The organism is Methylobacterium adhaesivum, from assembly GCF_022179065.1.
GTDB lineage: Bacteria > Pseudomonadota > Alphaproteobacteria > Rhizobiales > Beijerinckiaceae > Methylobacterium > Methylobacterium adhaesivum.
In genome coordinates this window covers 1-23,728 of record NZ_BPQD01000019.1, presented here as the reverse complement: position 1 = coordinate 23,728, position 23,728 = coordinate 1, and the positions used below count along the sequence as shown (strand labels likewise).

The following is a 23,728-nucleotide window of genomic DNA, read 5'->3' as shown; positions in this document are numbered from 1 at the left end:
GGAGAATCGCCAAGCTTCGGATCGGCACAGGTTTGGCGGAGTTCGGCATCGGCGAGGCGGCGGCGTCCGGGTCGGGATCGGGCGTGTCGAAGGAGGCTCGGCGGCCGTCAGGCCAGCGCGCGCCGCGGCTGGGACCGCTCCGTCGTATCCACCTCCTCGTCGGGGGGGTCGATGCGCACGAGGTGGCCGGCCCCGTCGTAGCCCGCCCCCAGCACCGTCTCGTAATGGTGCCGGACCACACCGTGGCACTCGCAGGCGGCGGCCTCGACCCGGGTACGATCCCGGATCGTGATCCGGCCACGCCCGACATCGATCAGCCCCTGCCGCTGCAGGGTGCGCAGGACCCGCGTCAAGTAGGTGCGCTGTACGCCGAGCATCGCTGCGAGCAACTCGTGCGTGACCGGCAAGGTTTCGCTGCCGGTCCGGTCCTGAAGCGTCATGAGCCAGCGCAGGCAGCGCGTCTCGATGGGGTGGAGCGCGTTGCAGGCCACGGATTGCAGGATCTGCGCGAGCAGGCAGTCGCCGTAGCGGGAGAACAGGTTGCGCAGGCTTTCCGACCGGCGCTTCGCCTCCTGAAAGCGCACGGCGTCCATCCGCAGGATCGGGCCGCCGATCTGGACCACGGCGTGCGTGGAGGCGGGAAGGTAGCCCCGACTCACCACACCGCCGACGGCGCCCTCGCGGCCGATGGTGGCGGTCTCGGCGCTGCGCCCATCCCGCATGGCGACGATGAGAGTCGCCACGGTCTGGCCGCACGGGAACGCGATGGCAGTCACGTCGGAGCCGGCCGCGAACAGGGTCTCACCCCGCTGGTGGATGGACCTTTCGAGATGCGGAGCCAGCAGGGCGCGATCCTCGGTCTTCAAGGCCCTGAGAAGCAGGTTGTCCTGGAAGAGCGGGTCAGCGGGCGAGGGCATGGCATGAGCTGCGTTCACGGTCTGTCTTGCCGCCCCTATCGCACAGCCCTACGGGGCGTCTGTCTACTAGTAGACGAATTGCGATAGATTTTGTCGTTTTGATGTGGGGAGGCGTGAATCCTCACCCGTTGCTTCGGAAAACGTCGGTTGGGCGCGTCGATGCGACAGTGTTCGTTTGTCATCGACGACTCGACAGGCCCACCGTCGAAATCATCGTACGAAGACGTACATCGGCGTTGCAGGAAAACGTCGCTCGACAGCTTGTCTCATGGCAGCACCGCATCGCTGATTCGCTCGGCCAGGCGCAGGGCGGCTGCAGGTCGTCTCGGTCGAGAACGCTCGGATCGGGCGCGGTCCGAGCCGGTTTGGCACGCCGAAAACCGCCACCCACCGTGCGCCGCGTGCTTCAAACTCCGCCCATGAAACGCCGTTTCGCCGCCGCGCTCGGACCGGGACCCGGCCGGGATCGAAAGGGTCGTGCGGCCCTCGCGGCAGACATACGTCGACCGGAGGATGTCGTGCCCGCCGAGATCCGCGTCGCTTCACGGGTTCTTGTCGCAGAACCGGGACGCACCCGTGCGAAACCGAATCGCGTATGTCCCGCGAAACTTCCGCCGCGCCGTCAGGCTCGAAAGCCGGTACCGTCCGAGGCCTGAGCGCTCCAAGAGGAACGCTCAGGCCTGGCCCGCTTCGTCGCCCTCGCCGAGGCAGTCGAGGGCGCGCTCGACGGCCGTCACGGCGTCGAGGAGATTGCGGACGGTGCCCTCGACCTCGCGCCGGGGACGGTCCATGGCCGCCGCATGGGCGCCCACGGCTTGAAGATGCTCGAGGACCGCGAAGAGGTCGTCGGCGACGGCCACCACATTGTACACCGCCGGAGCGGGCGGGGAGGGGCGGCGACGGAAGGGGATGACGTTACTCATGCCGCGATGTTTGCGTGGTTGGCGGCCGGGCGCCAGGAGGCCGGACGGGATTTTCCCGCGATCGGCGGGGTTGTCCGGGTCCCAACGCGTGGCGTGGTGAGCATTTCCGTGGCGCCACGTCCCGACTCTGCGGCGCGGCGGCGACGGTTCGTTATCCTTTCGCAGCCGTCGCCCCGTGTCGGGAGGCACGGACCCACGAAAGTTTACGCACCCTGCGCTTGACGCCGGGCGCGCGGAAGGCCCACCTCCGCCGGTTCCCTACCGTAGGACAGACCGATGCGCCTCCGCTCCCTCGCCCTCTCGACCCTTCTTGTGGCCGGCCTGTGCGCCTGCAACAGTGCCGAGGGCCCGAACGCCCGCAGCGGCATCGCCGAGACCTTCGACACGAGCAACTACCGCCGCTCGTCGGACACCAACGGCACCCAGACCCGCCGCGACGTCAACCGCCTCTACACCCAGCCCTCGCTGCCCTCGATCTCGAGCCGCGGCAACTGAGGCCGGACGCGTCCCGGCTCGCGCTGGGAACGGGGCGATCCTCAGGCGTCAGCCTCTTCTGGCTCCTCGACCCCTTCGTCCGCATCGAGCGCGGACCCGTCCGGATCGATTCCCATCGGACGGGTGGCAGGCACGAGGAAAGCCGCATGCAGATGTCCGTCGATGAGGGCGTCGTGGTTGAGATCGACCCGCGCCCAGTCCCGATGCACGCCGTCGAGGGCCAGCACGGTGACTTCCGTGCCCGCCGCAACCGTCCGAAAGTGGGGGAACTCCAGGCCCGGTCCGCCCCGCAGGCGCACACCATCGCGGGCGGCGACGACGAAACGTCCGACTGGCTAGGCCCATCCCTTCTCGGCGGCATTCCTCAGCCATTTCGGCGCGTTGGCGGATCGCCCGCCCGCCCCCCAGACCAATCGGGTGTGATCCTGCGGCGAGGTGCCGAATCCCACATGCAGGGTTCGGGGACCCATGTAGTCAAAGCCCGCCCCAATCCCGTTGGCGCCGAGGGCGGCCGCCGCCGTCACGAAGGCTTCAACCCGCGGGCGGTCGCCGACATCGGTGAAATCGAGGGCATGCTTGCCGTCCGCGAGGAGTTCGAGGTCGGCGGCGCGGCCCTTGTCGTGGCGGGTCGAGCCAGTGCGCTTACCGCCCGACCCCTTGGGCGCTTGGCCGCCGGAGGTGACCCGCACCACGGCGATACCCGCTCGGTCGGCCGCCTGTTCCAGCAATCGCTTCAGCTCGTCCGCGATGGGCAGATCCCGGATTTTGCCTTCCGTATCCTCACGAACCGTCACCATGATTCTTGTCTCCCGCTCGCACGCAAGATCGCGAACGAGAGGCAAAAAATCAACCTGAGGTTAATTTCAGTTCTTGGCGAGGGCGTCCGCGAAGGCGGCCATGCGGTTGCGGGCGTAGGTCGGTAGGCCGGCGCTGATCGAGGTCCCGGTGTTGAACGACGAGTTGCCCATGAGCACCTGGGCCGGCAGCAGGTTCCTGAGCACGGGCACGCGGGCATATTCCTGCTTGCGGTCGAGGACATCGGCCTTGATGGCGAGCGCCATGTAGGTGGTGACCACGGTCTTTCCCGGGTCCCCCGGCATCGGCTGGAACACGGCGAGGAACTTGCCGAAGCGCAGGATCTGGTTGACCCAGAAGATCGTCTGTTCGAGGCCGCCCGTCACCGGCGCATCGATCTTCGTGAGCGCCGCCAGGGCGGCAGTCTCGGCGGGGGGAAGCGTGCGCAGCTCGCTCTGGAAAGAGACGAACTCGGCGATCTTCTTCGATGCGCCGTCCTCGAGCTTGTTGGCGAGCTTCACGCCCAGCGGCAGCTTGCCCTCGAGGTCGTAGCGCGACTCGATGCAGGTGGTGCCGGCGTCGCACCAGGGCCGGTCGGGGCGCTTGGCGAAGGCGGCGGCCGGATCCTTCGTCGGCGTCACGTCGGCCGGGTTCAGGGTCTTGTGCTTAATGACCGGATCCATCTTCGCCACGAAGCCGAGGGTGGCGTAGGACGCCAGATCGATGGATTCGGCGGGCTTCGGCACCACGAAGCGCCCCTGCGCCACGTAGACCTTCAAGGTCTCGTGCCGGCGCTTCGTCACGCCGTTGAGGGTCTGCATGTAATCGGGCTCGGCGTAGGTGGGGTAGGGGGCGAGGGCCGCCCGCTCGGCCGGGCGGACCCGGCCCCAGTCGAGGTAGGGCACGAGGCCGTTCTCGGGCTTGGCCGGTTCGTCGCGGTGATCCGTGAACAGGATGGTGCCGGGCTTGAGGCCGGCGAGACCCACGGCCTCGATGGAGGGCACGTCCTTGATCCGCTCGGGGGTCGCGGGCTGCTGCTTCATGCCTTCCTGCGCGTGTACGGGCAGGGTGAGGGCAAGAAGGGCGGCAAGGCGAAGGGGCGCGGGAAGGAGCATCGACATCGGAGCCTTTGGTCGGGGAAGCGGGCATCGCTCCGCCCCCCAGGGGAGAACCGGATCCCGGCGCGATGCGGGAACCGCGATCGGGGGGCGCGCGCAGGGATCCGCGCCTTCCCGGGGGGAGGGGTGCAGGTCGGACGGCCGGTTCAGTAGCGCGGGTCGTCGCCGAACAGGTAGTCGGGATCGCGGCGGCGCGGGCGGGCATAGGCTTCGTCATCGCCGAAGGGCGAGCGCTGGGTGCCGGGCCAGATCGGATCGGGATCGCGCTGGGCCCGGCGGCTCGGGGCGCGGCTCCGTTCCTCGCCGAACGGGTCGAGGAAGTCGCGTTCCGTGCCCCGGCTCGGCCGATTGCCGAAGAGGTCGCCGGCCACATCCGCCCCGTCTTCCGCGCCGCCGAGGTCGCCGTCCTCCGCATCGGGGCGCAGGGCGGTCCGGGTCTCGCGGGGGAGGAGCTTGTACTGGGTGTCGGCCACGCGCCCGTTGGCGAGGCGGAAATGCTCGAGGACGCCGCCGCCCGAGACCCGCTCGCCGCTGCGGGAGTCGATGGGCAGGTCGGTGAGGTACGGCCGGGCCTCGGCCGAGGGCGGGGCGAGGTTCGTACGCGGCACGCCGTTGGCCCAGGCCGCCTGGAGGATCGTGCCCGCGATGGGAACCGCGAGGTGGCCGCCGGTCTGGCCGCGCCCGAGGGTCTTGCGGGTGCCGTCGGCGTTGTCGTAGCCGACCCAGACCACGATGGTGATCTCGTTGGTGAAGCCGGCGAACCAGGCGTCGTTCTCGTTCTCCGAGGTGCCGGTCTTGCCGGCGATGGCGGACGAGAAGCGGCTGAGCGCGGCGGCGGTGCCGTGCTGGGTCACGCCCTGGAGCATGGTCTTCAGCTGATAGAACGCCACCCGGTCGGCCGAGCCGATGCGCACGGGCTCGCGCGGGGTGTGGACGTAGAGGCTCTTGCCGTCGCGCTCCACCGATTCGAGGGCGTAGGGGGCGGGCCGGGCGCCTTCGTTGGCGATGGCGGCGTAGAACGCGGCGAGATCCACCATTCGCACGGGCTGGGCGCCAAGCACGAACGGATAGTAGCGCTCGCACTCGGCGTAGAGCTGGGCTTCGAGAGCGAGATCGCAGACCTTCTGCAGGCTCGCGGGCGCCTTGTCCGCGATACCGCCCTGGAGCAGGCGCGCCGTGACGAGGTTCTTCGAGAATTCTAGGCCACGCCGCAGGGTCGTGGCCCCGGCCCCGCCGCCGTCGTAGTTCTTCGGCGACCAGGAATCGCCGACGCCGCCGATGGGCGGCAGGGTAACGGCGGCATCCATCACCAGGGTGTTGGGCTGCAGGCCCGCGTTGAGGGCGGCGAGATACGTCACGGGCTTCAGGGTCGAGCCCGGCTGGCGCACGGTCTGGGTCACCCGGTTGAGCTGGCTCAACGGGTAGGAGAAGCCGCCCGCCATGGCGAGGATGCGCCCCGTGCGATTCTCCAGCACCAGGGCCGCGCCCTGGACGCTCGGGCGCACCCGCAGATCGGCGCGCGGCGTCTTGGCGGCGGGATCGCGCAGCTTCACCCGCACCACGTCGTAGAGAGCGAGACGCCCCCGCGCCGGTCCGGGCTCCAGGCTGATCGTGCGGCCATCGGCCAGCCCCGCCTTCGCCGTGCCGCCGCGACCGGGATCGAGCACCACGGCCAGCGGCCAGTGCACGTCGTAGAGGACGGGGCGGGCGTTCTCCAGGGCGCGCTGCCAGGTGGGCTTGGGGCCCGCCGGCTTCGGGGGCGTGGCTTTGGCGGCAGCCGCCGCCGCGGCCCGTGCCGCCCTGCGCTCGGCCTTCGTGCCCGCGGGCGCTTCAACGGCCTTGGTCTCGCCGCCAACGAGGAGGGGCACGGCGAGGGACGAGCCCTCGGGGGCGGGGGCCGCACCGTCGAGCTTGCGCACGGCCTCGGCGAGGTTGAGCTCCGGTCCCTCGTAGCGCTGGCGCCCGGTGGCGCGCTCGTAATTGGCGAGCCCGTCCTGAAGTGCCGTTTCCGTGGCGGTCTGGAGGCCCGCATTGATGGTGGAGCGCACCACGTGCGAGGCCGAGGTCAGGGAGTCGATGCCCGCGAAGGTGCGGGCCTCGCGGGTGAGGTGATCGACGAAGTAAAACCCCGAATCGCGCCGCGACGCCTCGAGGGTGACGAGCCCCAGGGGCGCGTTGGCGGCCTGCGTCAGCTGGGCCTCGGTGATGACGCCCTCCTCCTTCATCCGGGCGAGGACGTAGGCGCGCCGTTCCCTGGCGCGGTCGGGATACTTGTCCGGGCTATAGAAGTTCGGCCCCTTGGGCATGCCGGCCAGGAGCGCGGCCTCGGGCACGGTGAGCTGGCCCACCGATTTGCCGAAGTAGCTGCGTGCGGCCATCTCGATGCCGTAGGCGCCGCGTCCGAGATAGATGCCGTTGAGGTAGAGTTCGAGGATCTGCGGCTTGGCGAGGATGCGCTCCAGGCGGGAGGCCACGATCATCTCGCGGATCTTGCGCTCGTAGGTGACGTCGTCGCCCACCGACAGGTTCTTCACGACCTGCTGGGTGATGGTCGAGCCGCCGGCCGGGCGGCCGGGCGCGGCGAGGTTGCCGATGAAGGCGCGGATCACGCCGCGCTCGTCGATGCCGTGATGGGTCTCGAAGCGCTTGTCCTCCGCCGCCACGAAGGCCTTCTGAACCATCGTGGGCACCTCGGCGATGGGCACGCTGAGGCGCCGGCCATTGGCCTCGAACGCCTCGGCGTAGCGCTTGCCCGCCCCGTCGAGGATGACGCTGGCGCCTGGGAGTTTCCGCTCCTTCAGGGCCTCGGCCGAGGGCAGGTCGAGGACGGCCTTGTTGTAGAAGGCGATGACCTCGCCGGCGTCGAAGGGGGAATTGGCCGGGTTCTCGCCCTTGCAGAACTGGCGGTAGCTCACGTTGAGTTCGCCGATGTCGAGGCCGTGCAGGAGTTTCGGCGCGCCCGCCCCCGCGATGGCGGTGGGGTCCTCCATCGCCGTGGAGATGAGTTCGTCGAGGTTGATGTCCTCGATGTCGAAGGCCTTGCGCATGTGGGCGCAGCCATCGCGCAGGATCTGCACGACTTGGGGCCGGTCCGCCACGGGATCGAACTGCGTCTTCACCGCATCCGGCCGCGTCGTGACCTGACTGAGGGTCAGGGCCGTCGCGAACAGCTTGATCAGGATGATGTTCATGAAAGCCGGCAACAGCGGGGTTTTCGGGCGCACCCGGTCGGCGCGCAGAGGAGCCCAAGGATGCGCCGCACAACGCGGCTGATTTAAGGTGACGCTTGCGTGCCGGCGTCGAAGGCGCCGGAGCGCTTTACTTGTTGCGCCCGAGGAGCACGAGCCAGCCGATCCCGATCACGCACACCATCGCCCCCACGGTGATGAAGGCCGGAGTGCCGAGATCCATGAAGCGCGGCGCCAGCTGCGTCGCGAAGGCCGCGACGATGAGGGCCACGGCGATGCGGGCGGCGGCCCGCTCGATGCCGCGGGTGAGCTTCTCGATGCCCTTGAGTTCGATCTCGACGGTGACGCGACCCTGCTTCAGCCGCACCAGCATGAGGTGGATGAGGGTCGGCAGTTCGGAAGCCGCGCCGAACAGACCCGCGCCCACGGCCTCGACCTTGCGGGTCAGGCCCTTGATGGAGAACTGCGAGGCGAGCTTGCGCTTCACCGTGGGGCCGGCGGCCGAGAACAGGTCGAAGTTCGGGTCGAGCTGGCGCATCACCCCGTCGGCCGTCACCAGTCCCTTGAACAGGATCGCGAGGTCGGTGGGCATGGCGAGATCGTTCTCGCGGGCCATGGTCATGAAGTCCGTGAGCAGCGCCCCGAAATCGAGGGTCGCGCCGGTGTGGCGGGCGATGAAGGCCTGAGACGAGGCTTCGAGCTTGGTGAGATCGGGGTTGCTCGATCCGGTCCAGTCGAGGAGCACGGCCATGAGCCCGTCGGCATCCTCCTTGAGCATGGAGCCGATGAGCATGAGGAGCTGGTTGCGCCGGCGCTCCGACAAGCGGCCGATGATGCCGAAATCGATGAAGCCGATCCGGTCACCGGACATGACCAGCATGTTGCCCGGGTGAGGATCGGCGTGGAACACACCTTCGATGAGGGCCATCTGCAGGAAGGCGTCGGTACCCTTCTGGGCGAGGCGCACCTTGTCGATCCCGGCGGCGTCGAGGCGGGGATGGTCGTTGGGCGGGATGCCGTGGATGAATTCCTGCACGAGGACGCGCTCGGAGGTCCATTCCCAGTGGATCTTCGGCACCACGATGTCGTCGCGGTCGGAGAAGATCGCCGCGATGGTCTCGCAGTTGCGGGCCTCGTTGATGAGGTCGAGCTCGCCGTAGAGGCCGCTGGCAAGATGCCGCATCTGCTCCTGCGGCTGATAGCGGCCGAATTCCGGCCACTCGGTGACGACGATCCGGGTGGCGTGGCCGAGGAGACGCAGGTCCGCCTCGATGATCTTGCGCAGGCCGGGACGCAGGACCTTCACCACCACCTCCTCGCCTGAATGCAGGCGCGCCCGGTAGACCTGGGCGATGGAGGCGGCGGCGAGCGGAACCGTGTCGAACTCGGCGAAGACCTCGTCGGCGGGGGCGCCCAGATCCTCCTCGAGCTGCGGCCGGATGCGCTCCCAGGGGATCGGCGAGACCTGGCTGTGGAGCTTCTCCAGTTCCTCGGTCCATTCCGGGGTGAGGAGATCGGGCCGGCTCGCCAGGATCTGGCCGAGCTTGACGAAGGTCGGCCCCAGGGCCTCGATGGCCCGGCGCACGCGCTGGGGCTGCGACAGGCGGGTGATGTCGACCCGGGGCGTTCGCCGCTTGGCGAGGCGCGCCACCTGGGCGATGCCGAGGCGCTCGACGACCTTGGTGACCCCATAGCCGATGAGCACGGCGGCGATCTCGCCGAGGCGTTGCCGGTCGCGCGCGGCGACGAAGGCGGTTTTCAGCATGTGCGCGTGAGACCCGGCTGGGGAAAGTAAGGGGAGGGTGGCGCCCCGACAACGAAACCGGGCGCGATCCGGTTCGGGTAGTCCCACGGCGAGGCCGAAGTTTGACGGAGGAGCCCCGGACGACGCGGCGGATTCGCACCCTACGCCGTCTCGCGCTAGACACGGCGCTTCCCGCGCCCTCGGGGGGCGCACGCACGAGACCCGCGCCCTCCGGGCGCATTCATCAGACCCGCGCCCTCCGGGCGCATTCATCAGACCCGCGCCCTCCGGGCGCATTCATCAGACCCGCGCCCTCCGGGCGCATGCCACGAGAACAGCGATGTCAGGCACGCCCCGCGCCGGAATCATTCCGGTGACCCCCTTCCAGCAGAATTGCACCCTGATCTGGTCCGACGAGACCAAGGTCGGCGCCGTTGTCGACCCGGGCGGCGACCTCGACCGGATCGAGGCGGCGATCCAGGCGCAGGGCATCACCATCGAGAAGATCCTGCTCACCCACGGGCATATCGATCATGCCGGGGGGGCGGATGAACTGCGCGAACGTCTCGGCGTCCCGATCGAGGGTCCGCACGAGGCCGACCGCTACCTCCTCGACAGCCTGCCGGAGACGGGGGCCAATTACGGCCTCGACGGGGCGCGAGCGGTGACGCCCGACCGCTGGCTCGTGGAGGGCGACGCCGTCACGGTGGGGGATCTCGCCTTCGACATCCTCCATGCGCCCGGCCACTCGCCGGGCAGCGTGGTGTTCGTGAGCCGGGACGCGCGCTTCGCCCTCGTGGGCGACGTGGTGTTCAAGGGCTCCGTGGGCCGCACGGACCTGCCGGGCGGCAACCACGACCAGCTCATCCGTGCCATCAAGGAGAAGGTGCTGCCGCTCGGCGACGACATCGCCTTCATCCCCGGCCATGGCCCGACGAGCACGCTCGGCGAGGAACGCCTGTCCAATCCCTTCCTGCAGGATTGAATCGACACGCGGACTCAATCGCTGCACGCGACCGTGGACGGACGCCGCCGCGCTCCCGTCCGGGCCAGGGAAAGCAATGCATTCTCAAGGCAAAGCGCCTATATCGGGTGCATGCCCCACCGCAGGCGTGTCCATGGCTCGAGCCGGGGCACGAAGGATCACGTGACGACCCGCCTGCCCGAGGAACTCAATGTCCGACTCGTCCCATAGCTCCGATGCCACCCACAATCGCGCCGCCGATGCCTACGGCGCGGAGTCCATCCGGGTCCTCAAGGGTCTCGACGCCGTGCGCAAGCGGCCGGGCATGTATATCGGCAACACTGACGACGGCTCCGGCCTGCACCACATGGTCTACGAGGTGGTGGACAACGCCATCGACGAGGCGCTCGCGGGCCACGCGGACCTCGTCTCCGTGACCCTCAACGCCGACGGCTCGGTCACGGTTTCGGACAACGGGCGCGGCATCCCCACGGACATCCACAAGGAGGAGGGCATCTCGGCGGCCGAGGTCATCATGACCCAGCTCCATGCCGGGGGGAAGTTCGACCAGAACTCCTACAAGGTCTCCGGCGGCCTGCACGGCGTCGGCGTCTCCGTGGTCAACGCCCTGTCGCAGTGGCTGCGCCTGCGCATCTGGCGGGGCGGCATGGAGCACGCCATGGAGTTCCGTCACGGCGACGCGGTCTCGCCCCTCGTGGTCGTGGGCGAGGGCAACGGGCGGCGCGGCACCGAGGTGTCGTTCCTGGCCTCCACCGAGACCTTCACGAGCATCGAATTCGACTACGCTACCCTGGAGAAGCGCCTGCGCGAGCTCGCCTTCCTCAATTCCGGCGTCCGGATCGTCCTCACCGACGCGCGTCATGCCGAGCACAAGCGCGAGGAACTCTACTACGAGGGCGGCGTCGAGGCGTTCGTGCGCTATCTCGACCGCTCGCGCAAACCCATCGATGGCATGGCGAAACCCATCATGGTTCGCTCTGAGCGCGACGGGATCCGCGTCGAGGTGGCGTTCTGGTGGAACGACTCGTTCAACGAGACCGTGCTGCCGTTCACCAACAACATCCCCCAGCGTGAGGGCGGCACCCATCTGGCGGGCTTTCGCGCGGCGCTCACCCGTCAGGTCACCGGCTACGCGGAATCCTCCGGCATCGCCAAGCGCGAGAAGGTGACGCTCACGGGCGAGGATTGCCGCGAGGGCCTCACGGCCGTGATCTCGGTGCAGGTGCCCGAACCCAGCTTCTCGTCGCAGACGAAGGACAAGCTCGTGACGGCCGCCGTGCGCCCGGCGGTGGAGAACGTCCTCAACGAGGGCCTCTCGAACTGGCTCGAGGAGAACCCGACCCAGGCGAAATCCGTCATGGGCAAGGTGATCCTGGCGGCGTCCGCCCGCGAGGCGGCGCGCAAGGCCCGCGAGACGGTGACGCGCAAGGGCGTCCTCGACATCGCCTCCCTGCCGGGCAAGCTCGCCGATTGCCAGGAGCGTGACCCGTCGAAATGCGAGATCCTCCTGGTGGAGGGCGACTCCGCCGGCGGCTCGGCCAAGCAGGGCCGCGACCGGACCTTCCAGGCGGTGCTTCCCCTGCGTGGAAAAATCCTCAACGTCGAGCGGGTTCGCGCCGACCGGATGCTGTCGTCGGACCAGATCGGCACCCTGATCACGGCGCTGGGGGCCGGCATCGGCCGCTCGTCCACGGACCGCGAAGGCTTCAATCCCGAGAAGCTGCGGTATCACCGCATCATCATCATGACCGACGCGGATGTCGACGGTTCGCACATTCGCACCCTGCTCCTCACCTTCTTCTACCGGCAGATGCCGGAGGTGATCGAGCGCGGGCACCTCTACATCGCCCAGCCGCCCCTCTACAAAGCCTCGAAGGGCAAGCGCGACCTCTACCTCAAGGACGAGCGCGCCTTGGAGGATTACCTCATCGATGCGGGCGTCGACGGGGCGGTGCTGCGGCTGGCCTCCGGCACCGAGTTCGGCGGCGCGCAGCTGAAGGCGCTGGTCGAGGAAGCGCGGCAGTTCCGCGGCCTGATGCAGGCGCTCCACACCCGCTACGACCGGGCCGTCGTCGAGCAGGCGATGATCGCCGGCGCCTTCCGGGTCAACGTCGACGAGAACGCGGCGGAAGCCGAGGTGCTGGCCGACCGCACCGCCCGGCGCCTCGACCGGATCGCCGACGACATCGAGCAGGGCTGGGAAGGTGCGGTGAGCGAGGGCGGCTACATCATGAGCCGCACCTTACGCGGCGTGCGCCAAGTCGCGACCCTGGATGCGGGCCTCCTCGCCTCCCAGGAGGCGACCCGCCTCGCCGACCGGGCCGAGGCCCTGCGCGAGATCTACCACGAACCCGTGACCTACGCCCGCAAGGGCGACGAGACGACCCTGCACGGCCCCGTCGGCCTGTTCGAGGCGGTGATGGCGTTCGGCCGCAAGGGCCTCCAGCTCCAGCGCTACAAGGGCCTCGGCGAGATGACGGCCCAGCAGCTCTGGGAGACCACCCTCGACCGCGAGGTGCGCTCGCTCTTGCAGGTGAAGGTCAAGGATACTCAGGACGCCGACGACCTGTTCGTGAAGCTCATGGGCGACGTGGTGGAGCCGCGCCGCGAGTTCATCCAGGACAACGCCCTCAGCGTCGCCAACCTCGACGTGTGAGGCGCAGGCGCCGCCAGCCGAGCACGATCCCCGTGAGCGCGATGCCGGCGCCGAGGCCGTTCAGGCTCCACATCAGGAGGTCCCAGGCCGGGCGGTGACGGATCAGCATCGCGAAGTCGAAGCGGTGGGGGGCGGAGAACAGCCAGCGATTCAGCCGGCCGCTTCGGTCGAGACGCATCAGGATCTCGCCCGTCTGCGGGTCAAGATAGGCCGAGGTCGCCGCCGGATCGTCGAACCGGACCCGGATCACCGGCAGCGTGCGGGTCTCATGGTGGGGATACCAGTAGGCGTCGTAGGCCGTGAGCGTCTCGACCTCGGCACCGTGACTGGGCATGAGGCGCCCGGCCGCCGCCCGCAGGGCCTCCGGTGTCACGGGGGGCTCGACCCGGCGCCGCCCCTCCGCATCGACGCTCACCGCATGGACCCGCCCGCCGAGGGCGAGGAACCGGACCTCGACGACGCCCGGTGTCGCGAGCCCGGGCAGGGCGTCGGGGGCCGGCAGGGAGGCCTCACCCGAGAGGGCCGCCCGTAGGGCGGGCGTCGGGGCGGAGCCCGTGAACCAATGGTTCGGGTTCATCGACAGCCAGCCGCTCGCCACGAAGGTGAGGAGGGTCAGGCCGCCGACGACGCCGAACCCATGGTGCCAGCGCGCCATGCCCCGATACGGCGAAACGCCCGAGGCATAGGGCCGGCGCAGGCGCAGGCGCCAGATCCCGAGGACGAGACCGCTCACCGCTCCCGCCACCGCGACGCCGGAGATCCACAGGACCACGTCGCGCCACAATTCGGCCCGGGCCCGCAGGGGCGTGAGGTAGATCCAGTGGGGGATCGACCCGAGCCAGTTCCAGCCGCGCGCGGACCGCGTCGTCTCCAGGGCGACGGCGCCGGTCACGGCCGAGACGTACAGTTCGGTGCCGGCGGGGTCGTCGAGGGCGACGACGTGGAACGGGCGCAGGGGATCGTAGCGCGCCGTCACCGTCCATTGGTCGCGAAACACCTGGGTCACGCTGGGGGTGGGACCGATCCCGCCCCGCGCGCGGACCAGGGCCACGGCCTCGTCCGCCGAAACGGGGCCGAGCACCGAGCCGGTCTCGGCCGAGACGGTGCGGTGCTCGCCCGTATCCAGGGTGATCCGATAGACCGGTGCCGCGCCGCGCATGCCCAGGGCGAGGGCCGGCGGCAGGCGCGACAGCCCGAGGGGGGCCAGTGCCGCGTCGGGGCCAAGCCGCACCCGTTCCCAGGCGATGGGGGACAGGCCGGCGAGGCGCGCCGCCTCCGTGAGGGCGGGGAAGGGGACGTACATCATCACGAGGCCCGACAGGACCCAGGTGGCGAAGAACAGGCCCGTGACGATGCCGAGCCAGCGGTGGCCGAGGATCAGCCACCGCTTCAGAGGTTTCGGCAGACGGCGCATGCCGTCAGAAGCTCACAGCGTAGGCGACCTCGAATGAGCGCGGCCGGCCGAGCAGCCAGTTGGTGCCGACCCCGTTCACGGCATTGCCGCTGATGGCATAGACCGTGTCGGCGAGGTTGTAAGCACGCAGCGACAGGCGCGAGGCGGGCCCCACCTGATAGTCGAGCCCGGCATTGAGCAGGGTGTAGTCGGGTCGCCGGGCGGTGTTGCCGAAGTCGCTGAAGGTCTCGCCGACATATTGCACGCCGATGCGGGCCTCCCACGCGGGAGCGAAGGTCCAGTTCACCCAGAGATTGGCCACGCGCTCGGGCACGTCCATGGGTTGGCGCCCGGCATAGGACACCACCGCTCCCGCGACGGTCTGATTGAAGTCGTCGTATTGCGCATGCAGCAGGGCGACGTTGGCATCGACCCGCCAGGCCTCGAACAGGTGCAGGGAGATTGCGGCCTCGATGCCCAGCGACGATTGCCGCCCGACCTGCGTCGAGACGGTGGGCTGGCCGGGCACTGTCGAGATGAGGTTGTCCTTGACGATGCGGTATCCGGCGAGCGTCCACTCGGCGAGCCCCCCGAAGGCGATGCCCTTGGCGCCGATTTCGACCTGCTCGCCGGTGGACAACCGGAAGTTCGCCAGGCTCTGCGACAGGGTGATGAGGCTCCCCACCGGATCGGTGGCGGTGGCGTATTGCGCGTAGAGCGACAGGTCCGGATTCGGGGCGTAGACGGCGCCGAAACGGTAGCTCAGGGCCTGGAAATCCCGGTCGAAGGTGGCGCCGGTGACGAGGTTGCGCCGGTTCAGGGTCGGGGCGTCGAAGCGCGCGCCCGTGAGCAGGGAGAGCTGATCGGTCAGGATCAGGCGGTTCTCGGCGAAGACCGAGGCCTGGTTGGTGCTCGTCGCATAGGCCGGGGAGGCGCGGCCGTTGGCGGGGAACAGGCCGGGATCGTAGACGAACGGATCGACGCTGGTGACGAGATTCGCGCCCTCGGACGAGAAGTTATTGGTGTGCCGGAAGGCGATGTGGTTCACGTCGAACCCGGCCAGAAACTCGTTGCGGAACCCGAACACGCTGCCCCGGACCGTGGCGTCGAGGCGGTTCCCGACCTGCTCCTGCTGGTGGTAGATCTCAATGTAATCCGAGCGGTCGATGCGGCCGGTGGAGCGGTTGAAGGCGTATTGCTCGACGTCGAGCCACTGGCGCCGGCTCTGGAGCCGATAGGCGGTGTTGCGCACGGTGATGTCGGCGCTGGGATTCCACTCGGTCTTGAGCTGGGTCCAGTTGTCCGTCCAGACGATCTTCGCGTCGCGGACGTTGTAATTGTTGAACCGGATGGATTCGAGGATGCGCCCATCGACCAGCGGCGTGCCCCAGTAGCGGGCGGGCTCCTGGTAGCCGAGGTCGTGGCTCAGGGTGAAGGCGAGGTCGGGGGTCGCCTGCAGGGTCAGGGCGCCGGAGACCGCGAGATTGCGGAAATCGCCCTCGGGCTGCATCCACCCGCTGGAGCGGTTGCCGCTGATGTTGAACCGATAGGCCAGGGCCTCGCCGATGGGGCCGCCGGAATCGAGGGCGAGGCGGGCGAGGCCGTCCGAGCCTAGAGCCGCGCGGGCCTCGTTGATGGGCGTGAAGACCGGCTTCTTCGTCACCACGTTGACGACGCCGCCGATGGCCCCGTCCCCATAGAGCACCGACGCCGGACCGCGCAGAACCTCGATGCGCTCGACGTTCCAGGTGTCGAACGGGAAGGTGACGGTGCCGGCGCCGACATAGAGGCGGGTGCCGTCGTAGAGCTGCTGGATCGAGTTCGGGCCGGCGAAGCCGCGCGCCGTAAAGGCGCCGTTGCCGTTGCCGGGGGACGCCACGGTGGTGATGCCCGTGGCGTTCTCGGTCACGGCCTCGACGACGGTGTTCTGCCCACGCCGGCGCGCCGTCTCGCCCGCGATCACGTCGACGCTGGCCGGCGTCTCCAGGGGGGTGAGACCGAGGCGGCTGGCGCCGCGATCCACGGTGCGCAGGTTGAGGCCGACGGGCGCGACGCCGGAGCCCGCCACCGACAGGGTCTCGAGGGTGACGGCGGAGTCCTGCGCCGTGGCGAAGCGGGGAACCAGAGCGAGAAGCAAGCCGGCGCCGAGGGCGCCGTGCCCGGAACGGAGCGAGGAGCGGACGGAGTTCGAACGGGAAGGCATGCGATGGGAGACGATCCAAGGGCGCGCGCCGTTCGCAACGACGTCTCCGCGACACCTAAAGCGAATGTTATAATATAACAATCGCCTTGCTCCGCCTCGGCCCGCTTACGCCGCGACACAGGAATTCGACGGCCGCTTTGAAGCGGCACGTGTTTCCCGGGGGCGAGCGGTCGAGGCGATGGCAGGAGCAGGCACATGCGGAGACGGCGGGCGCGCGACAGCGCGATGTGGCACGTCACCGCGAACAGGGCCGATCCGTTCGCGACACGCGAACGCCTCGACACCCACCAGGACACCCCGCCCGATGCGTTTCGCGTGTGACCACGACTGACGGCAGGTCTCCTGGCTCGCGGGTCACCGCCCTCTCATCGTCTTCCCAGATCCGAAGACCCAGTGACGTGTTGATGATGGGCTCGCCGCTTACAGTTGCGGGGGCAGCCGCGGCCTCGGGCATGAACCCTCACCGCGTTCCCTTTTGATCCTCCGGGGAGGAACCGTCCCGTCGAAGCTAGGCCGTGAACGGGCTCCCGGTCAACGCGAGGCGGCGGGCGGGACGCAGGAAGCTTTTGGAAGCGGTATCGCCGCAACACCAGACGCGGCTCGGCAAACGCACCGGCTTGACGCCTGATTGGAGTTATTCTAATTAAGAACGGCACGGGCAGCGAACCTGCCCACCGACCTGGAGACACCCATGACCACCAGCACCGTTGCCTGCGAGAGCTGCCGCTTCTTCGACGACCACAAGATCAACGGCGGCACCGCGTCCGGCGACGAGGGACTGTGCCGCTTCAACCCGCCCGTGAGCCAGCCCGAGCCGAAGTCTCCGGGCCTGTGGCCGGTGGTGGCCTCCAAGGATTGGTGCGGCCACTTCACCACCGAGATGACCGCCGCCGAGTAAGGGGGTCTCGCGGCATACCCGGTCCGGCCGGTGCGCGCTGCGAGCCCGGCGGACCAACGGACGTGTCGCGAAAGACGCGCAGCGCGCCCATTCCATGGATCGAGAAGCCGGTGCCTGCGCACCGGCTTTTCGCGTTCCGGGCCGCCGCACCGACGCAGCGTCCCCCGGGGAGGCCGGTTTCTGGCGACTGGTCATGATCCGGTCACCTTCGCATCCGATGGCGGGCCATCACGACACGGGGTGATGGCCCCGTGCGGCCCGGCGGTGCTCCGCGAAGCGCCCCCGGCGGAACGGCGCGGCGCCGGCAGTTTGTATTGAGGATGCCTGAGACATGATCGACCGTTCGACCGTTGCCGCGCTCGCGGGCCTCACCCTGGCCGCGCTGCCCGGCCTCGCCCAGGCGGCCACGCCCAACGATGCGACCGGGACCTACCTGACGGAGGATGGCCGCGCGCGCATCCGTGTCGAGAAGTGCGGGCCGCAGAACACCAATCTGTGCGGCTACGTCGTTTGGCTGAAGGTGCCGCTGAACGACAAGGGCCAGCCCCGGGTCGACTTCAAGAACCCCGATCCGAAGAAGCAGGCGCGTCCGTCGCTCGGCCACCAGCTCATCATGGGCCTGAAGCCCGATGCCGATGCCCGCTACGCCGGCAAGATCTACAATGCCGACGAGGGCAAGTTCTACGACGTGACCATGTGGAGCGAGCAGCCCACGGAACTGTCCGTGCGCGGCTGCATGCTCGGCTTCCTGTGCGGATCGCAGACCTGGAGCAAGGTCACCGACGTCGCCCCGGGCCAGCTCACGGCCGCGACGAACCAGCCCGGCGGCCCCCGCTCCGACCCCGAATGGACCCCGAAGGCCGCCCCCGCCAAGCCGGCCGGGGCCAAGCCCGGCGCAGACAAGCCGGCGGCGGCCCCCGCCGCTGAATAAGCCACGCGCGGTCCGCAATCGACGTCGAACCAAGCCGGCCTCGCCACGCGGGGCCGGCTTCTTCGTGTCGGCGGCCCCTTCGCAGCGCCCTCTCAATCCACGAGGGCGGCGTAGGTCAGCACCCGCAACTCGCGGCGGATCGGCAGGGCCGAGGACGGGATGAGCTGGGCGAGCAGCACAACGGCGAGGTCTTCGGCCGGATCGACCCAGAAGGCGGTGCTGGCGAGCCCGCCCCAGGCGGCCTCGCCCGGCGTGCCGACGATCTGGGCGCGGGCCGGATCGAGCATCACCGAGAAGCCGAGCCCGAACCCGATGCCCGTATAGGCCGTCTCGGAAAAGCGCGGCTGGCCCATGGCCGCGAGGTCGCCGTCGAGGTGGTTCGTGAGCATGAGATCGACGGTCTTGCGGCCGAGCAGCCGCACGCCGTCGAGGGCGCCGCGCCCGAGGAGGAAGCGGCAGAAGCGCATGTAGTCCCCCGCCGTGGAGACGAGGCCGCCGCCGCCCGAGGCCACTGCGGGCGGACGTGCGAACCGGCTGCCGACGCAATCGTCGTAGAGCTTCAGGCTGCGCTCGCGGAACAGGCTGTAATTGGCCGCGAACCGCTCGATCTTCTCCGGGGGAACGAAGAAGTCCGTATCGACCATGCCCAGCGGCGCGAGGATGCGGTCCCGCATGAAATCCGCGAAGTCCTGGCCCGACACGACGGCGACGAGGTGTCCGAGGACGTCGGTGGCGACGCTGTAGTTCCACTCGTTGCCCGGCTGGGCGAGCAGCGGCTGGCGCGCGAGGCGCTCCACCACGGCGGCGAGGCTTTCGGTCTGGGCCTCGCCGAAATCGATACCGTTCTGGCGATAGAGGGCATCGACGAGGGTCGCCTCCATGAAGCCGTAGGTGAGGCCGGACGTATGGGTGAGGAGGTCCCGGATGGTGATGAGGCGCCGGGCCGGCTCGCTCTCGAACTTCACCCGGTTGCCGCCGGTGAGCACCCGCATGTCGGAGAATTCCGGCAGGAAGCGGGTGATGGGGTCGTCGAGCTGGAAGCGGCCCTCCTCGTAGAGCATCATCACGGCGACGGAGGTCAGAGGCTTCGTCATCGAGTAGATGCGCGCGATGGTATCGGGCGCGAACGGCTTTTGCCGGGCGATGTCGGCGAGGCCGTGGCCGCGGAAATACGCGGTCCTGCCTGCCCGCGCGACCATCACCGAGAGGCCGGCGAGGCGGCCGTCGGCCACCAGGCGCTCCATCCAGCCGTCGATGCGCCCGAGGCGCTCGGGGCACAAACCCACCGCCCGCGGCTCGACGTCGATCCCACCCTGCATGCCCAAACTCCGTCATCTCAGTGTCTCTCACACAACGCCTGCTGCGCTGGCGCGCTCAGAACGGGAGCCGGCCGTGATCGGGCGTTTTGTGAGGCACTCTCGAGCCTCGACGGCATGTAGCGGGGCGAGGCGGAGACGCAAACCCGCGCCGTACCGGTCCATCTACCAGCCCATGGAGCCGGGACCACCCTTGAACGGGCCGACGACACCGGGCGTGATCCAGCCGCCGTAGAACCCGCCGGGCTGCGGCTCGGCGCGGGCGTCGCCCACGAAGCAGGCGTCCATCGGCCCGGCGTAGAAGGCGAGATACCCGGCGAGGGCCCGAAAATCCGGCGTCGGATCGGGATAGGCCCAGGCCGCCCCCTCGGCCCGGCGGCCGCCGGCCGAGACGTCGTGGAGCACGGCGCGCCCCTTCCATTCGCATACGCCCGCCCGGCGCGGGGGGCCGAGAACGTCCGGGAGAACGTCGGCCGGCGGAAAGTAGTAGGTCGGCGGATGGCTGGTCTCGAGGACGCGCCAGCCCGCCACCGTGTCGGCGACGGTCACGCCGCCGAATACCACCCGCAGCCGCAGGGCGACGCGCTCCAAGCGGGGCGGGCGGGGATAGGCCCAGACGCTCTCCTCGTCGGGACCGGGCGGAATGGGGTCTGGCCACATGCGCGGCGCGCTCCTCGCGTTGGCGTCAAGCGCACGAGATAGGGCACGGGCATGGGCTACGCCCCGTTTTCCCCTGGCGCGCGTCATGCTAGCGCAGGCCCAACTGGGATGGAGGGACGCCTGGCGTGACCGAAAGCGTGACCGAGCCGACCGACTTCGCCCTCTACCTCGACTTCGACGGCACCCTGGTGGAGATCGCGCCCCGGCCGGATCAGGTCCGGGTCGATCCGGCGCTGCCGGGTGCCCTGGAGCGCCTGCGCGCCCGCCTGGGCGGGGCGCTCGCCATCGTCACCGGCCGGCCCATCGGGGTGATCGACGATTTCCTCGCGCCCGCCCGGTTCGACATCGCCGGCCTGCACGGCGTCGAGCGTCGGGTCGACGGCGTGGTGAGCGGCGGGGGCGCCGCGGATCATCCCGACCTGCGCGCCCGCATCGCCGGCCTGACGACGGCGGTGGCCGGGCTCGATGCCGTACTCATCGAGGACAAGGGCGCCTCCGTGGCCGTGCACTGGCGCCTCGCCACCCCGGCCGATGCCCTCCGCGCCGAGGAGGCGGTCAAGGCGGCGGCGGCCGCCCTCGGCGCGGCCTACCGGCTCCAGCTCGGCAAGGCGGTGGGCGAGATCGTGCCGGCCTCGGCCACCAAGGGCCATGCCATCCGGGCCTTCGCGCAGGCCCCGCCCTATGCCGGCCGCCGGGCGGTCTTCCTCGGCGACGACCTCACCGACGAGAAGGCCTTTGCCGTCGTCAACGAGACCGGCGGTGTCAGCGTCCGCATCGGCGGCGCCGAGACCATCGCCACCCGGCGCCTGAGCGACCCGGAGGACGTGCGCCGCCTGCTCTACGCCTGGGCCGACGGGGCGCCCATCGACCTCGGCGCCCTGCCGCCGGCCTGACGGCCCACGACCGCCCGCCGGGAGAGCCGGCTCTTTCAAGCGCAGGGAGATGGCGCCCCCATGTTCGAGTATCCGGTCCTCGTCGGCGATATCGGCGGCACCAATACCCGCTTCGCCCTGGTGCCCGAGGCGGGCGCGCCGCCCGGCCTCCTCGCCCATGTCGAGACCGCCGGTTATCCCGATCCCAGCGCGGCGATTCGGGCGGCCCTCGCCACGGGCGGCGGCCCGGCGCCGCGCTCAGCGATCCTGGCCGTGGCCGCCCGCGTCGATGGCCCCGCCGTGCGGCTCACCAATGCCGACTGGGTGATCGAGGGCGCGCAGATCGGCCGGGATTTCGGCCTGTCGCGGGCGGTGATCGTCAACGATTACGTGCCCGTGGCGGCGGGAGCGGCGGAGATCAGCCCCGGCGAGCTGACACCGGTGGGCCCGCACCGGGAGGGCGGGATCAAGGGCGACCAGGGGGCGCGCCTCGTGCTGGGCCCCGGCACGGGGTTCGGCGCGGCGGCCCTGCTGCCGGTGGGGGACCGCCTCGCCATCGTTTCGACGGAGAGCGGCCACGTCGATTTCGGCCCGAGCGACGCCGCGGAGCACGCCCTCTGGCCGCATCTCGAGCGCATCGAGGGCCGGATCACCGTCGAGGCCCTGCTGTCCGGCCCCGGCCTGTCGCGCCTGCACGCGGGCCTGCGCCGGGCCCGGACGGGCGAGGAGGGGCCGAAGCTCGATCCCGCCGCCGTCACGCAGGCTGGGCTCGACGGCACCGACCCGGATGCCGTCGCCGCCCTCGACCTCTTCGCCAAGCTGCTCGGCCGGGTCTGCGGCGACCTCGCCTTGACCTTCCTGGCCACCGGCGGGGTCTATATCGGCGGCGGCATCGCGCCCCGGATCCTCGACGTCCTGCACAAGGGCGCCTTCCGCGCCGCCTTCGAGCACAAGCCGCCCTTCGTCACGCAGATGGAGGCGATCCCCACCAGCGTCATCGCCATCCACGATCCAGCCCTGTCGGGCCTCGCCGCCCTCGCGAGCCGGCCCGACGTGTTCGTGTATCACGGGCAGGTCTGGGCCGGGGACTGACCCCGGATGCGCCTGTACCACCCGATCATCGTGCCCGATCTTGTCGAGGCCTGGATACTCGACCGGCTCCGCGTGGCTCCGACGGGGGACGGCGACCGGCCGAGCCTGCGCTTCTTCCGGGATCGCACCCACGCCGCCTGCGTCGCCCAGGCGATGCAGGACCGCTGGGACGACGGCGCGGAGGCCCCCGCCGCCGGCGATGTCCGCCAGGGCGCCGTCCTGGCCTTCGACCGGGCCACCCTCTCCTCGGCGACCCAACTCGTCTCCGTGCGGGCGGCGCGGGACGATCTGCGCGAGGACGAGGTGGAAGTGCGGGCGCGCACCGACCTCCTGCGCTGCCGCGAGCGGATCGGGACGATTCACCTCGGCGACGAGGAGATCGACTTCTGGGCCGCCCATTACGGGCAGGGCCACCCCGACGATGACGGAACCGGGCGCTGGAGCAGGGCGGTGCTCGACGCCCTGGATGCGCTCTACGGCGATCCGAGGCGGATTCCGGGCGACCTCCTGCCCCCGGCGTGATCCTGGTAGCCGCGAGCAAACCTGAATCGGCGGGCCGACCCTCGACCCGCCGTGCGCGGTGTCTTTTGGAAGATTTCCGTCGCAAATCAGGCGACCGCTGCGCATAATCCGCGCAGAATACGTCACGAAACGCCCGGTAACCGTCGACCTAGTCTCCAATCGCGAGGGCCGAGCGAGAGCTTTGTAAGAGACATCGACAATGCTGGGCATGGAGCGACGACACGCGCGGGCGAGGAACGGCGCCATCGCGGGGGCCCTTCTCGCGGGTCTGGGCGCGTCCGGGCCGGCCCGCGCCCAGTCGGCCCCAACCGTCAATGACTGGGCGGCGTTCCGCGCGACTCTCGCGGCGTGCTGGTCGGTGCCGCCTGGGACGGAGGGATCGTTGATCGCCTTCCGCTTCGGCCTCGATAGAACCGGCGCCCTGCGCGGCCCACCCCTCGTCACCGCCCGCCGGCTGACGGGCGACGCCGACGCCCGCGCGCGCTACGAGGCCGCCGCCACGGCGGCGCTGTCGCGCTGCCTGCCGATCCCCGTCACCCCCGCCTTCGGGGCAATCCTCGGCGAGAGCCCTATTCGCCTGCGGTTCGTCAACACGCCGCCTTCCGCCGCCTATCAGATCAACAGCAACATCACGCTGTTCGCGCCCCGGTGAGGGCTCTCTCGGCGTGCCAGAGGGGAGGCGGACCACTGAGGGTCGGGTTTGAAGCCCTCCCTCTCAGGGTGTTTTCAACGCCGGCTGTTTTAATGGAACCAAATAGCCCGGTCCGCGTTAGAGGCTTCGCTCGAAGTGGAATTAATAAATGAGAAGTAAATATCCACTTTGTCCACCGGGTGTACGTTCCAATCGGGGTGTTGCTGAAATACACTAGAAGCACCAGGGCAAGGGTTGCTATCTTCAGATCACACCGCACCGAGAGTGCGCAACACGTTTCCCGGCAGCTGCACCATGTTCAAGACCCTCTTCCTCGCCAGCACGGCGACGGCCCTCCTCGTCGGCGCCGCTTCGGCCGCCGACCTTCC

21 protein-coding genes and 1 riboswitch are annotated in these 23,728 nt (G+C 69.7%); of the genes, 10 read left to right on the top strand and 11 right to left on the bottom strand.

The annotated features are described in order from the left end of the window. Positions 1-107: 107 nt before the first annotated feature. Both MFF01_RS14625 and MFF01_RS14620 read right to left on the bottom strand, forming a co-directional pair. Positions 108-917: a Crp/Fnr family transcriptional regulator gene (locus tag MFF01_RS14625; protein WP_238226634.1), complete on the bottom strand. Its 810-nt coding sequence runs from the start codon at positions 915-917 to the stop codon at positions 108-110. 674 nt (positions 918-1,591) lie between these two features. After that, positions 1,592-1,840, bottom strand: a complete 249-nt coding sequence (locus MFF01_RS14620) for a hypothetical protein (RefSeq protein ID WP_238226562.1) — start codon at positions 1,838-1,840, stop codon at positions 1,592-1,594. Positions 1,841-2,116: 276 nt separating this feature from the next. Between MFF01_RS14620 and MFF01_RS14615 the strand changes: the two genes are divergently transcribed. Further along, positions 2,117-2,335, top strand: coding sequence for a hypothetical protein (locus tag MFF01_RS14615; protein WP_238226561.1), 219 nt, complete (start codon positions 2,117-2,119; stop codon positions 2,333-2,335). 41 nt (positions 2,336-2,376) lie between these two features. Here the strand turns inward: MFF01_RS14615 and MFF01_RS14610 are convergent, their stop codons facing one another. The 5 genes from MFF01_RS14610 to MFF01_RS14590 all read right to left on the bottom strand — a co-directional run bounded on the left by MFF01_RS14610 (position 2,377) and on the right by MFF01_RS14590 (position 9,201). After that, on the bottom strand, positions 2,377-2,562 hold the full coding sequence (locus MFF01_RS14610) for a hypothetical protein (RefSeq protein ID WP_238226559.1): 186 nt from the start codon (positions 2,560-2,562) through the stop codon (positions 2,377-2,379). Positions 2,563-2,670: 108 nt separating this feature from the next. Further along, positions 2,671-3,132, bottom strand: a complete 462-nt coding sequence (locus MFF01_RS14605; protein WP_238226557.1) for a hypothetical protein — start codon at positions 3,130-3,132, stop codon at positions 2,671-2,673. 66 nt (positions 3,133-3,198) lie between these two features. Then, entirely contained in the window at positions 3,199-4,251 is a 1,053-nt protein-coding gene (locus MFF01_RS14600) for a hypothetical protein (RefSeq protein WP_238226555.1), read from the bottom strand. Between the two features lie 143 nt (positions 4,252-4,394). Continuing rightward, the gene (locus MFF01_RS14595; RefSeq protein ID WP_238226552.1) at positions 4,395-7,439 is read right to left on the bottom strand and encodes a penicillin-binding protein 1A; all 3,045 of its coding nucleotides are present in this window, start codon (positions 7,437-7,439) and stop codon (positions 4,395-4,397) included. A gap of 127 nt (positions 7,440-7,566) precedes the next feature. Beyond that, the gene (locus MFF01_RS14590; protein WP_238226549.1) at positions 7,567-9,201 is read right to left on the bottom strand and encodes an ABC1 kinase family protein; all 1,635 of its coding nucleotides are present in this window, start codon (positions 9,199-9,201) and stop codon (positions 7,567-7,569) included. 319 nt (positions 9,202-9,520) lie between these two features. Here MFF01_RS14590 and MFF01_RS14585 point away from each other — a divergent pair, with 319 nt between their 5' ends. Together MFF01_RS14585 and gyrB are read left to right on the top strand one after the other, a co-directional pair. Then, on the top strand, positions 9,521-10,165 hold the full coding sequence (locus MFF01_RS14585; RefSeq protein ID WP_238226547.1) for an MBL fold metallo-hydrolase: 645 nt from the start codon (positions 9,521-9,523) through the stop codon (positions 10,163-10,165). Between the two features lie 190 nt (positions 10,166-10,355). Then, on the top strand, positions 10,356-12,821 hold the full coding sequence (gene gyrB, locus MFF01_RS14580) for a DNA topoisomerase (ATP-hydrolyzing) subunit B (protein ID WP_238226545.1): 2,466 nt from the start codon (positions 10,356-10,358) through the stop codon (positions 12,819-12,821). Here the strand turns inward: gyrB and MFF01_RS14575 are convergent. Together MFF01_RS14575 and MFF01_RS14570 are read right to left on the bottom strand one after the other, a co-directional pair. Beyond that, positions 12,796-14,235, bottom strand: a complete 1,440-nt coding sequence (locus MFF01_RS14575) for a PepSY-associated transmembrane domain-containing protein (RefSeq protein ID WP_238226544.1) — start codon at positions 14,233-14,235, stop codon at positions 12,796-12,798. The two genes, gyrB and MFF01_RS14575, sit on opposite strands and share 26 nt — an antisense overlap. Before the next feature lie 4 nt (positions 14,236-14,239). Further along, complete coding sequence (locus MFF01_RS14570) at positions 14,240-16,417, bottom strand: TonB-dependent receptor (RefSeq protein WP_238226542.1); 2,178 nt, start codon at positions 16,415-16,417, stop codon at positions 14,240-14,242. Between the two features lie 195 nt (positions 16,418-16,612). Here MFF01_RS14570 and MFF01_RS22085 point away from each other — a divergent pair, with 195 nt between their 5' ends. The 3 genes from MFF01_RS22085 (at position 16,613) to MFF01_RS14560 (ending at position 18,246) form a co-directional block, all read left to right on the top strand. Beyond that, positions 16,613-16,738, top strand: a complete 126-nt coding sequence (locus MFF01_RS22085) for a hypothetical protein (protein WP_283207196.1) — start codon at positions 16,613-16,615, stop codon at positions 16,736-16,738. Further along, a riboswitch (cobalamin riboswitch) is annotated at positions 16,733-16,929 on the bottom strand. Its footprint overlaps the gene before it by 6 nt. 179 nt (positions 16,930-17,108) lie before the next feature. Continuing rightward, entirely contained in the window at positions 17,109-17,315 is a 207-nt protein-coding gene (locus MFF01_RS14565; RefSeq protein WP_238226540.1) for a hypothetical protein, read from the top strand. Between the two features lie 331 nt (positions 17,316-17,646). Continuing rightward, positions 17,647-18,246, top strand: a complete 600-nt coding sequence (locus MFF01_RS14560; protein ID WP_238226538.1) for a DUF2147 domain-containing protein — start codon at positions 17,647-17,649, stop codon at positions 18,244-18,246. Positions 18,247-18,338: 92 nt separating this feature from the next. Here the strand turns inward: MFF01_RS14560 and MFF01_RS14555 are convergent, their stop codons facing one another. Then, positions 18,339-19,565 carry a serine hydrolase domain-containing protein gene (locus MFF01_RS14555; protein WP_238226536.1) on the bottom strand — a complete coding sequence of 409 codons (1,227 nt, stop codon included), beginning with the start codon at positions 19,563-19,565 and terminating at the stop codon, positions 18,339-18,341. A 162-nt stretch (positions 19,566-19,727) separates the two neighbouring features. Beyond that, the gene (locus tag MFF01_RS14550) at positions 19,728-20,222 is read right to left on the bottom strand and encodes a DUF427 domain-containing protein (RefSeq protein ID WP_238226534.1); all 495 of its coding nucleotides are present in this window, start codon (positions 20,220-20,222) and stop codon (positions 19,728-19,730) included. Positions 20,223-20,347: 125 nt separating this feature from the next. Between MFF01_RS14550 and otsB the strand changes: the two genes are divergently transcribed. The 4 genes from otsB (at position 20,348) to MFF01_RS14530 (ending at position 23,360) form a co-directional block, all read left to right on the top strand. After that, a complete protein-coding gene (gene otsB / locus MFF01_RS14545; RefSeq protein WP_373319764.1) occupies positions 20,348-21,115 on the top strand; it encodes a trehalose-phosphatase in 768 nt (255 codons plus the stop codon). A 60-nt stretch (positions 21,116-21,175) separates the two neighbouring features. Further along, on the top strand, positions 21,176-22,186 hold the full coding sequence (locus MFF01_RS14540; protein ID WP_238226532.1) for a glucokinase: 1,011 nt from the start codon (positions 21,176-21,178) through the stop codon (positions 22,184-22,186). 6 nt (positions 22,187-22,192) lie between these two features. Further along, positions 22,193-22,708 carry a hypothetical protein gene (locus MFF01_RS14535; RefSeq protein WP_238226529.1) on the top strand — a complete coding sequence of 172 codons (516 nt, stop codon included), beginning with the start codon at positions 22,193-22,195 and terminating at the stop codon, positions 22,706-22,708. Positions 22,709-22,916: 208 nt separating this feature from the next. Further along, positions 22,917-23,360: a UCP034077 family protein gene (locus tag MFF01_RS14530; RefSeq protein ID WP_238226527.1), complete on the top strand. Its 444-nt coding sequence runs from the start codon at positions 22,917-22,919 to the stop codon at positions 23,358-23,360. Positions 23,361-23,728 lie beyond the last annotated feature (368 nt).

What these genes read in the sequence shown, in the direction of transcription:
- MFF01_RS14625 (WP_238226634.1), bottom strand. Translation starts at nt 917, where the DNA reads ATGCCCTCGCCCGCTGACCCGCTCTTCCAGGACAACCTGCTTCTCAGG.
- MFF01_RS14620 (WP_238226562.1), bottom strand. Translation starts at nt 1,840, where the DNA reads ATGAGTAACGTCATCCCCTTCCGTCGCCGCCCCTCCCCGCCCGCTCCG.
- MFF01_RS14615 (WP_238226561.1), top strand. Translation starts at nt 2,117, where the DNA reads ATGCGCCTCCGCTCCCTCGCCCTCTCGACCCTTCTTGTGGCCGGCCTG.
- MFF01_RS14605 (WP_238226557.1), bottom strand. Translation starts at nt 3,132, where the DNA reads ATGGTGACGGTTCGTGAGGATACGGAAGGCAAAATCCGGGATCTGCCC.
- MFF01_RS14600 (WP_238226555.1), bottom strand. Translation starts at nt 4,251, where the DNA reads ATGTCGATGCTCCTTCCCGCGCCCCTTCGCCTTGCCGCCCTTCTTGCC.
- MFF01_RS14595 (WP_238226552.1), bottom strand. Translation starts at nt 7,439, where the DNA reads ATGAACATCATCCTGATCAAGCTGTTCGCGACGGCCCTGACCCTCAGT.
- MFF01_RS14590 (WP_238226549.1), bottom strand. Translation starts at nt 9,201, where the DNA reads ATGCTGAAAACCGCCTTCGTCGCCGCGCGCGACCGGCAACGCCTCGGC.
- MFF01_RS14585 (WP_238226547.1), top strand. Translation starts at nt 9,521, where the DNA reads ATGTCAGGCACGCCCCGCGCCGGAATCATTCCGGTGACCCCCTTCCAG.
- gyrB (WP_238226545.1), top strand. Translation starts at nt 10,356, where the DNA reads ATGTCCGACTCGTCCCATAGCTCCGATGCCACCCACAATCGCGCCGCC.
- MFF01_RS14575 (WP_238226544.1), bottom strand. Translation starts at nt 14,235, where the DNA reads ATGCGCCGTCTGCCGAAACCTCTGAAGCGGTGGCTGATCCTCGGCCAC.
- MFF01_RS14570 (WP_238226542.1), bottom strand. Translation starts at nt 16,417, where the DNA reads ATGCCTTCCCGTTCGAACTCCGTCCGCTCCTCGCTCCGTTCCGGGCAC.
- MFF01_RS22085 (WP_283207196.1), top strand. Translation starts at nt 16,613, where the DNA reads ATGCGGAGACGGCGGGCGCGCGACAGCGCGATGTGGCACGTCACCGCG.
- MFF01_RS14565 (WP_238226540.1), top strand. Translation starts at nt 17,109, where the DNA reads ATGACCACCAGCACCGTTGCCTGCGAGAGCTGCCGCTTCTTCGACGAC.
- MFF01_RS14560 (WP_238226538.1), top strand. Translation starts at nt 17,647, where the DNA reads ATGATCGACCGTTCGACCGTTGCCGCGCTCGCGGGCCTCACCCTGGCC.
- MFF01_RS14555 (WP_238226536.1), bottom strand. Translation starts at nt 19,565, where the DNA reads ATGCAGGGTGGGATCGACGTCGAGCCGCGGGCGGTGGGTTTGTGCCCC.
- MFF01_RS14550 (WP_238226534.1), bottom strand. Translation starts at nt 20,222, where the DNA reads ATGTGGCCAGACCCCATTCCGCCCGGTCCCGACGAGGAGAGCGTCTGG.
- MFF01_RS14540 (WP_238226532.1), top strand. Translation starts at nt 21,176, where the DNA reads ATGTTCGAGTATCCGGTCCTCGTCGGCGATATCGGCGGCACCAATACC.
- MFF01_RS14535 (WP_238226529.1), top strand. Translation starts at nt 22,193, where the DNA reads ATGCGCCTGTACCACCCGATCATCGTGCCCGATCTTGTCGAGGCCTGG.
- MFF01_RS14530 (WP_238226527.1), top strand. Translation starts at nt 22,917, where the DNA reads ATGGAGCGACGACACGCGCGGGCGAGGAACGGCGCCATCGCGGGGGCC.